This is a genomic window from Streptomyces sp. NPDC014991, assembly GCF_043080665.1.
Taxonomy (GTDB): Bacteria; Actinomycetota; Actinomycetes; order Streptomycetales; family Streptomycetaceae; genus Streptomyces.
The window spans coordinates 36376-44515 of the sequence record NZ_JBIBVY010000036.1 but is presented as its reverse complement, the minus strand read 5'-3'; the positions used below and the strand labels follow the sequence as shown (position 1 = coordinate 44515).

Below are 8140 nucleotides of genomic sequence, written 5' to 3'. Positions count from 1 at the left end.
ACTTTTGGCACGCTGTTGAGTTCTCAAGGAACGGTCGCTTCCTTTGTACTCACCCTCTCGGGCTTTCCTCCGGGCGCTTCCCTTCGGTCTTGCGTCTCAAACTCTACCAGGGTTCTTCCGTCTCCCTGACCACCCTCCTGCGAGCACGCAGAAGGAGACCCAGAGATAGGATCTGACGAGTTTGGGTTCTGCCGGGCGAGGACGCTGTTGCGCGCCGCACCGCCCCGAGCAGGGTTACGACTGTACACGGGGCCTCGGAGCGGGTGCAAATCCGTCGGGTTGGTGGTCTAGACCACTAGGTGCTAGCTTCCATACGGAACCACCACTTCACATGACATACCCTGCTGCTCGACGCGCCGTTCCGGAGTACCGGTGACGGCCCGCGAGCGGCTCCACTCCTGGGAGGCTTCCCATGACCACCGTGACGTCCCCTCTCTCCGGACGGGCCATCGGACTGGCCGCAGTGCCGGACCCGGTCTTCTCCGGGGCCATGGTCGGCCCGGGTACCGCGATCGACCCCGTGCGTGAACCCTCCGAGGCCGTCTCGCCCGTGGACGGCGTCATCGTTTCCCTGCACCCGCACGCGTTCGTCGTGGTCGACGAAAGCGGACACGGCGTGCTCACGCACCTCGGCATCGACACGGTCCAGCTCAACGGCGAGGGCTTCGAGCTGCTCGTCAGCAAGGGCGACACCGTGCGGCGCGGCCAGGGCATCGTCCGCTGGAACCCCGCCTCGGTCGAGGCCGCCGGCAAGTCGCCGGTGTGCCCGGTCGTCGCGCTCGAAGCCACCGCCGAGTCCCTCGCCGATCTCCGTGACAGCGGTGATGTGAAGACCGGCGACGGCCTCTTCTCCTGGAACTGACGGCAGTGCCGTCGTAGGGCGGCGGACAGCACAACCACCGCGGCGGGATCTGCCGCACTATCGGAGACGGTGAGATGGAGACAACGCTGCGAGGCGTCGGCGTGAGCCATGGCGTGGCGATCGGCGAGGTTCGGCACATGGGTACGGCGGTCCTGGAACCGCCGGCCAAGCAGATCCCCGCGCAGGACGCGGAGCGGGAGCAGAGCCGCGCCCGTCAGGCCGTGGACGCGGTCGCCGCCGACCTGATGGCGCGCGGCAACCTGGCGGGGGGTGAGGCCCAGGCCGTGCTCGAGGCGCAGGCCATGATGGCGCAGGACCCCGAGCTGATGGCGGACGTCGACCGGCGGATCGCCGTCGGCAGCACGGCCGAGCGCGCCGTGTACGACGCCTTCGCGGCGTACCGGGAGCTGCTGGCCGGTGCGGGTGAGTACCTCGCCGGCCGGGTGGCCGACCTCGACGACGTGCGCAACCGCATCGTCGCCCGTCTGCTGGGCGTTCCGATGCCGGGCGTCCCGGACAGTGACCGGCCTTACGTGCTGGTGGCCCGGGACCTGGCCCCCGCGGACACGGCGCTGCTGGACCCGTCTCTGGTGCTCGGTTTCGTGACCGAGGAGGGCGGGCCGACCAGTCACAGCGCCATCCTGGCGCGTGCGCTGGGTGTGCCGGCCGTCGTGGCGCTGCCGGGTGCCGGTGAGCTGGCCGAGGGGACGGTGGTGGCCGTGGACGGCAGCACCGGCGATGTCTTCGTGAACCCGAGTGACGAGAAGAAGGCCGCGCTGGAGGCCTCGGCCGCCGAGCGCAGGGCCGCGCTGTCCGCGTCGACCGGGCCAGGGGTGACCGCGGACGGGCACAAGGTGCCGCTGCTGGCCAACGTGGGCGGGCCCGCGGACGTGCCGGCGGCCGTGGAGGCGGGGGCCGAGGGTGTCGGTCTGTTCCGTACCGAGTTCCTGTTCCTGGACGACAGCAAGAACGCGCCTTCCGAGGAGAAGCAGGTGGAGGCCTACCGGCAGGTGCTGGAGGCGTTCCCCGAGGGTCGTGTCGTCGTGCGTGTGCTGGACGCGGGCGCCGACAAGCCGCTGGACTTCCTGACGCCGGCGGACGAGCCGAATCCCGCGCTGGGTGTGCGGGGCCTGCGGACGCTGCTGGACCACCCGGACGTGCTGCGCACGCAGCTGACCGCGCTGGCGCGGGCCGCGGAGGGGCTGCCCGTCTACCTCGAGGTCATGGCGCCCATGGTGGCGGACCGCAGGGACGCCAAGGCGTTCGCGGACGCCTGCCGGGAGGCGGGGCTGCGGGCCAAGTTCGGCGCGATGGTGGAGATCCCGTCGGCCGCGCTGCGGGCGCGCTCGATCCTTCAGGAGGTCGAGTTCCTGTCGCTGGGCACCAACGATCTGGCGCAGTACACGTTCGCCGCGGACCGGCAGGTGGGTGCGGTGTCTCGGCTGCAGGACCCGTGGCAGCCGGCGCTGCTCGACCTGGTCGCGCTGTCGGCCGAGTCGGCCAGGGCCGAGGGCAAGAGCTGCGGGGTGTGCGGTGAGGCCGCGTCCGACCCGCTGCTGGCGTGTGTGCTGACCGGTCTGGGTGTCACCTCCCTGTCCATGGGCGCGGCGTCGATTCCTTACGTCCGGGCCACGCTGGCGAAGTACACGCTGGCGCAGTGCGAGCGGGCCGCTGCGGCGGCGCGTGCGGCGGACAGTGCCGAGGAGGCGCGCGGCGCGGCTCAGGCGGTGCTGTCCGGCGAGTAGCCGTACCGGCGCGCCTCCGGCGTGCGGGGCTCAGGGGCGTCCTGCCTTGGGGTGGGGCGCCCCTCGGTGTCTGTCCGGCCGCCGGATCTCAGTGGCGGTGGTCCGGTGCCGTGCTGTCCGCTCCGAGGTCGGGCGGCTCGCGGTAGTCGACGCCGGACTCCGGGGAGATCAGGTCACCGGTCTCGACGTCCGTGCAGTAGGCGTCGAAAACCTCGGACGCGGTCAGGGGTCGCAGGGCACCGGCGCGCAGTCGCCAGCCGTAGATCTGGTCGGCCGTGCCGGTGGCGGTGGTGCGGATGACGAGGCCGCCGGGGCTGCGGGTCGCGAGGCCGAGGGCGAGGACGCCGGTGAACTCGAGGGCCTCGGCCTCGTCCAGCCGGGTCGCGCCGTGAGGGTCCTGGTCGCCGTGCAGGACGGCGACGAGGGTGTCCGGTGCCGCGGAGACGGTGCAGACCAGGTGCCGGTCACCGGGGGGTGCGGTGTCGAGGATGCGGACCACCAGGTCGGCGGCGCGGGTGAAGGCCGCCCTGCCGATGTCCTCGCCGCAGGTGGGGCAGGGACCGAGTCGGGTCAGGAGGGTGGTGGCGTACTCCCAGGTGGCCTGGCGTACGGCTTCGTCGACGAGGGCGGGCAGGAGGTCGGCGAGGGGCCGGCCGTCGTAGGGGATGGTGGGGCCGGTGGCCGCGAGTTCCGCGGTGAACCGGGAGCGGCTGGCCGGGGCTTCCGGATCCAGGCCGGTGTCCGCGCAGTACACGGCGTAGTCCTCGGGGTCGAACAGGGCGAGGGTGGTGTGGGTGCCCTGGGCGGCGCGGGTGCGCAGGACGGTCTCCATCTGCTGGAGGTAGGCCGTGTGGTCGTCGAAGGTGAAGCTGCGGTAGCGCCGCATGGCGCGGAAGTCGTGTTCGTCGGTGAGTACGCCGATGGTGCCGGCGATCTCGCGGCGCAGGACGCGTCGCATGGTCCGGTGGTCGGTGTGCGCCATGTTTCCCCCTGGTGCGCAGTCGATCGATGCTCACTCAACGTAACCGGCGGCACTGACAACGGGGGTGCCGCCGGTGATCGTGCGGGGGGGTCCGGCTGGTTCAGGCGCGTTTGCGGGCGAGTTCCTCGTAGAAGCCGAGCAGGGCGAGGTTGTCGATGGAGCCGGGGTTGACCGCCTGCTGCAGGGGGGTTCCCTGCAGCAGGCGTTTGACCGGGACCTCGATGCGCTTGCCGGTGAGGGTGTGCGGGATGCCGGGCACTTCGATGATCTCGTCGGGGATGTGGCGGGGAGAGAGCTGTTCGCGGATGGATCGCTTGATGCGGTCCAGGAGTGGCTCGTCGAGGGTGGCTCCCGGCGCGAGGTGCACGAACAGCGGCATCCAGTAGCCGCCGTCGGGTTGTTCGATGCCGATGACGAGGGATTCCCTGATCTCCGGCAGGCGTTCGACGACCTCGTAGATGTCGGCCGAGCCCATGCGGACGCCCTGGCGGTTCAGGGTGGAGTCGGAGCGGCCGTGGATGATCACGGTTCCCCGGGAGGTGACGGTGATCCAGTCGCCGTGGCGCCAGACGCCGGGGTAGGTGTCGAAGTAGCTGTCGTGGTAGCGGGTGCCCTCGGGGTCGTTCCAGAAGCGGATCGGCATGGACGGCATGGGGTTGGTGACGATCAGCTCGCCGACCTCGTCGACGAGGGGTTCCCCGCTCGGGTCCCAGGACTGCAGGTCGGTGCCGAGGCCGGGGGCCTGGAGTTCGCCGGTGTACACCGGGAGGGTGGGGACGGCTCCGGCGAAGCAGGAACAGACGTCGGTGCCGCCGCTGACGGAGGCGATCCACAGATCGTCGCGGACCTCGTCGTGCAGCCAGCGGAAGCCGTCGGGGGGCAGCGGGGAGCCGGTGGTGGCGACGCACTTCACCGTGGACAGGTCGTGGTCGCGGGCGGGGTGGACGCCGGCCTTGCGGCAGGCCATGACATAGGCGGCGGAGGTGCCGTAGAGCGTGGCTCCGGTGCGTTCGGCGATCCGCCACTGGGCGCCCGTGTCGGGGTGGCCGGGGCTGCCGTCGTACAGGACGATCGTGGTGCCCGTGAGCAGGCCGGAGACGAGGAAGTTCCACATCATCCAGCCGGTCGAGGTGTACCAGAAGAAACGGTCCTCGGGGCCGAGGTCGCAGTGCAGGCCGAGCTGTTTGAGGTGTTCGACCAGGATGCCGCCCTGCGACTGGACGATGGCCTTGGGCAGACCGGTCGTGCCGGAGGAGTACAGGACCCACAGCGGGTGGTCGAACGGGACCTGTTCGAAGACCGGCTCGGTGTCCCCGGCCGTCAGTGCCGACCACTCAAGGGCGCCTTCGGGTGCTTCGGTGCCCAGCAGCGGGATGTGGACGACGGCGCGCAGGGTGGGCAGCTCGCGGCGCAGTTCGGTGACGGTCTCGCGGCGGTCGTGCTCCTTGCCGCCGTAGCGGTAGCCGTCGACGGTGAACAGGACGACGGGTTCGACCTGCTGGAACCGGTCGAGGACGCTGCGGGCGCCGAAGTCGGGGGCGCAGGAGGTCCACACGGCGCCGACGGCGGCCGTGGCGAGGAGGGCGACGACGGCCTGCGGGATGTTGGGGAGGTAGCCGCTGACGCGGTCGCCGGGGCGTACGCCGAGGGTCCGCAGTTCCGCGGCGAGGGAGCCGACCTGGCGGCGCAGCTCGGACCAGGTCACCGGGCGTGGTTCGTGGGTCTCGTCGACGTACAGGAGGGCGGGTTCCGCGGCGCGGTCGGCCGCGGCGCGCAGGGCGTGTTCGGCGTAGTTGAGGGTGGCTCCGGGGAACCAGTGGGCGCCGGGCATGGCGCGGTCGCCGAGCACGCGCGCGTAGGGGGTCGAGAACCGTACGTCGAACCACTCGGTGACGGCTTCCCAGAAGGTGTCCAGCTGGTCGACGGACCAGCGGTGCAGGGCCGGGTAGCCGCCGTCGGCGGGGGCGCCGTGGTGTTCGGCGGCCCATGCCTGGAACTGGGTGATGCGGGCCTGGGCGATCCGCTGGGGATCGGGCTGCCAGAGCGGCTTGGGGTTCGCGGTCGACATGGGGCGGCTCCCGGGCTGTGCGCGTCGTGGGCGTCGGTCCGCGCACGGGCTGGGGTGTGCGCGTGACGCGGCTGACAGGGACGATGCCATGTGATCGATTTCTGCACCAGGGTGTCCCCCACATAGTCCCTGTCATGAAGATGTGGTGCCGGCACGGGTGAACGGCAGTTGAACGCCGCACGCGCGTGGGTCGCTCGGTGGCAGGGTGAGCGGCATGGACGGTCGTGACCTGGTGCGTTCGGTGAGTGTGGTCGGTTCGGGGTGGGCTGCTCGGGGGGTGCGTACCGTACGGGGCGCCTGGCGCGGCAGGCGGGTCGACGCCGCCGGGCTGCCGCCGCGAGGGCCGGAGCTGGCCCGTGTGCCGGGGCAGGTGCGGGGCGTGGAGCCGGGTCCCGGGGGTGGTCTGATCCGGTTCGGCCGTTCGGAGCTGCGGATCGTCGTGGCGGTGAACGGGGCGGTTTTCCGGGGGTGGGACGGCGCCGGTCCCCAGCCGTCGTACGCGCTCGCGGGCAGCGGCCCCGAACCGGATCCGCGGGCGGTGCTGGAGCCGGACAAGGACGGCGGCTGGCGGGTGGTGGCCGAGCGGATGACGGTCGTCGTCTCGCGGTACGGCGCGGTCGAGGTGTGCACGCCGGGCGGGGTGACCCTGCGGCGGGATCTGCCGCCACGCTGGTGGGAGCCGGTCGGCGGGGGTGCGGCCCGGTGGGTGCAGCGCTCGGAGGTGGCGGCGGACGCCCGGTTCTTCGGCCTGGGCGGGCGCGCGTGCGGGCCCCGGCTGCGGGACGGCGCCCACCGGCTGTGGGCCGCCGCTCCCGGCCGTGCGTCCGGGCCGGGTGACGAGCGGTCGGATCCGGCGATACCGGTGCAGCTGGTGGTGGCCGACGCGGGCACGCATCTGGTGTTCCATGACACCACCTGGGACGGGACCGTGGTGCTTCGGGAGGGAGAGGAGGGGGCCGGGTCCGGGCACGACCGGGTGGGGCACTGCGAACTGCGGATGGACGGCGGTCCGCTGCGCTGCTGGGTGGTGGTGGGCACTCCCGCGCGCGTGCTGCACGCGTGGGCCGCGCTGAGCGGGGCGCCCGCGCTGCCGCCCGCGTGGGCGCTGGGTCATCAGCACGCGCGGTGGGGGCTGGGCGATGAGCAGGAGGTGCGCCGGGTCGTCACGGGCTATCAGGAGCGGGGGCTGCCGCTGGACGCCCTACACCTCGATGTCGGTCGTCACGACGACCGGCGGGTGTCCGATGTCGACGAGGAGCGTTTCCCCGGGCTGCCGGTGCTGGCGGAGGAGCTTCGCCGGGACGGGATCCGGCTGGTGTCGGTCGTCGGCGCGGCGGTGGGGGCGGCACCGTACGGCGCCGCCCGCGACGGCGGTTCGGCCGTGGGCGCGGGGGTGCGGGACGCGCCTGTGCGCGCGTGGTGGCGCGACCTCCACGGGGAGCGGCTGGGGCAGGGCTTCGCGGGGGTCTGGCAGGACGGGCACGAGGCGGTGTCCTGCGCCTCCCTCGGGACGGCGTCGCCGCGTTCCGCCCGGTACCCCCTGGACGGGCCCGACGTGCACGGACTGTGCGTGGCCCGGGCGGCCTACGAGGCGCTGCGCGAGCTGTCGCCCCGTGAGCGGCCGTTCCTGTTCTCGCGCTCGGGCTGGGCGGGTTCGCAGCGGTACGGCGGCACCTGGTCGGGGGAGGTGGCGACGGGCTGGCCGGGGCTGCGTGCGTCGCTGTCGCAGGTGCTGGGGCTGGGGCTGTGCGGGGTGCCGTACTCGGGTCCGGGCGTGGGGGATCGCGACGGCGCTCCGTCACCGGAGCTGTATCTGCGGTGGTTGCAGCTGGGAGCGTATCTGCCGCTGTTCCGCACGCACACGCAGCCGCGGGCGGGGCGCGGGGAGCCCTGGGAGTTCGGCGCCGAGGTGCTGGAGCACGCGCGTGCGGCGCTGCTCGAACGGCGGCGGCTGCTGCCGTACTTCCTGACGCTGGCGCATCTGGCGCGGCGGACCGGTGCGCCCTATGTGCGGCCGCTGTGGTGGGCGGCGCCGGAGGACCGGGCGCTGCGCGACTGCGAGGACGCGTTCCTGCTGGGTGACGGGCTGCTGGTCGCCCCGGTCCTGGATTCCGGGGCCGGCCGGCGCGCGGTGCGGCTGCCGCGGGGCCGCTGGTACGACACGGTGACGGAGAAGGCCTACGAGGGTCCGGCACAGGTCGTCGTGGACGCGCCGCTGTCACGGATACCGGTGCTCGCGCGCGCGGGGGCGGTGCTGCCGGTGCGGGGCGCCGACGGCGGGCTGGAGCTGGAGGTGTGGGCCCCCGCGCGCGGACGCACGGGGGGCGGCCCGGTCGTGGCCGGCGTGGGCGACGGGTGGGACGACACGGAGATCGAACACTACGTCGCCCGCCGGCAGGGCGACCGGGTGGTGGTCACCCGGGAGCGGGAGGACGGCGCGGGTGAACCGCCCTGGCCGGTGCGCGTGCGGGGGCTGGGCTGAG

Annotated in this window: 5 protein-coding genes; 3 read left to right on the top strand and 2 right to left on the bottom strand. The window is 72.9% G+C overall.

All coding sequences use genetic code 11. The annotated features are described in order from the left end of the window. Nucleotides 1-412 precede the first annotated feature (412 nt). Nucleotides 413-862 carry a PTS glucose transporter subunit IIA gene (locus ACF1BE_RS33945; protein ID WP_392202847.1) on the top strand — a complete coding sequence of 150 codons (450 nt, stop codon included), beginning with the start codon at nt 413-415 and terminating at the stop codon, nt 860-862. Between the two features lie 74 nt (nt 863-936). Continuing rightward, a complete protein-coding gene (ptsP, locus tag ACF1BE_RS33940; RefSeq protein WP_392202846.1) occupies nt 937-2607 on the top strand; it encodes a phosphoenolpyruvate--protein phosphotransferase in 1671 nt (556 codons plus the stop codon). A gap of 88 nt (nt 2608-2695) precedes the next feature. Here the strand turns inward: ptsP and ACF1BE_RS33935 are convergent, their stop codons facing one another. Further along, the gene (locus ACF1BE_RS33935; RefSeq protein ID WP_392202845.1) at nt 2696-3589 is read right to left on the bottom strand and encodes a hypothetical protein; all 894 of its coding nucleotides are present in this window, start codon (nt 3587-3589) and stop codon (nt 2696-2698) included. A gap of 100 nt (nt 3590-3689) precedes the next feature. Next, on the bottom strand, nt 3690-5657 hold the full coding sequence (locus ACF1BE_RS33930) for an acetoacetate--CoA ligase (RefSeq protein WP_392202844.1): 1968 nt from the start codon (nt 5655-5657) through the stop codon (nt 3690-3692). Nucleotides 5658-5871: 214 nt separating this feature from the next. Here ACF1BE_RS33930 and ACF1BE_RS33925 point away from each other — a divergent pair, with 214 nt between their 5' ends. Then, entirely contained in the window at nt 5872-8139 is a 2268-nt protein-coding gene (locus ACF1BE_RS33925; RefSeq protein WP_392202843.1) for a glycoside hydrolase family 31 protein, read from the top strand. Nucleotide 8140 lies beyond the last annotated feature (1 nt).

What these genes read in the sequence shown, in the direction of transcription:
- ACF1BE_RS33945 (WP_392202847.1), top strand. Translation starts at nt 413, where the DNA reads ATGACCACCGTGACGTCCCCTCTCTCCGGACGGGCCATCGGACTGGCC.
- ptsP (WP_392202846.1), top strand. Translation starts at nt 937, where the DNA reads ATGGAGACAACGCTGCGAGGCGTCGGCGTGAGCCATGGCGTGGCGATC.
- ACF1BE_RS33935 (WP_392202845.1), bottom strand. Translation starts at nt 3,589, where the DNA reads ATGGCGCACACCGACCACCGGACCATGCGACGCGTCCTGCGCCGCGAG.
- ACF1BE_RS33930 (WP_392202844.1), bottom strand. Translation starts at nt 5,657, where the DNA reads ATGTCGACCGCGAACCCCAAGCCGCTCTGGCAGCCCGATCCCCAGCGG.
- ACF1BE_RS33925 (WP_392202843.1), top strand. Translation starts at nt 5,872, where the DNA reads ATGGACGGTCGTGACCTGGTGCGTTCGGTGAGTGTGGTCGGTTCGGGG.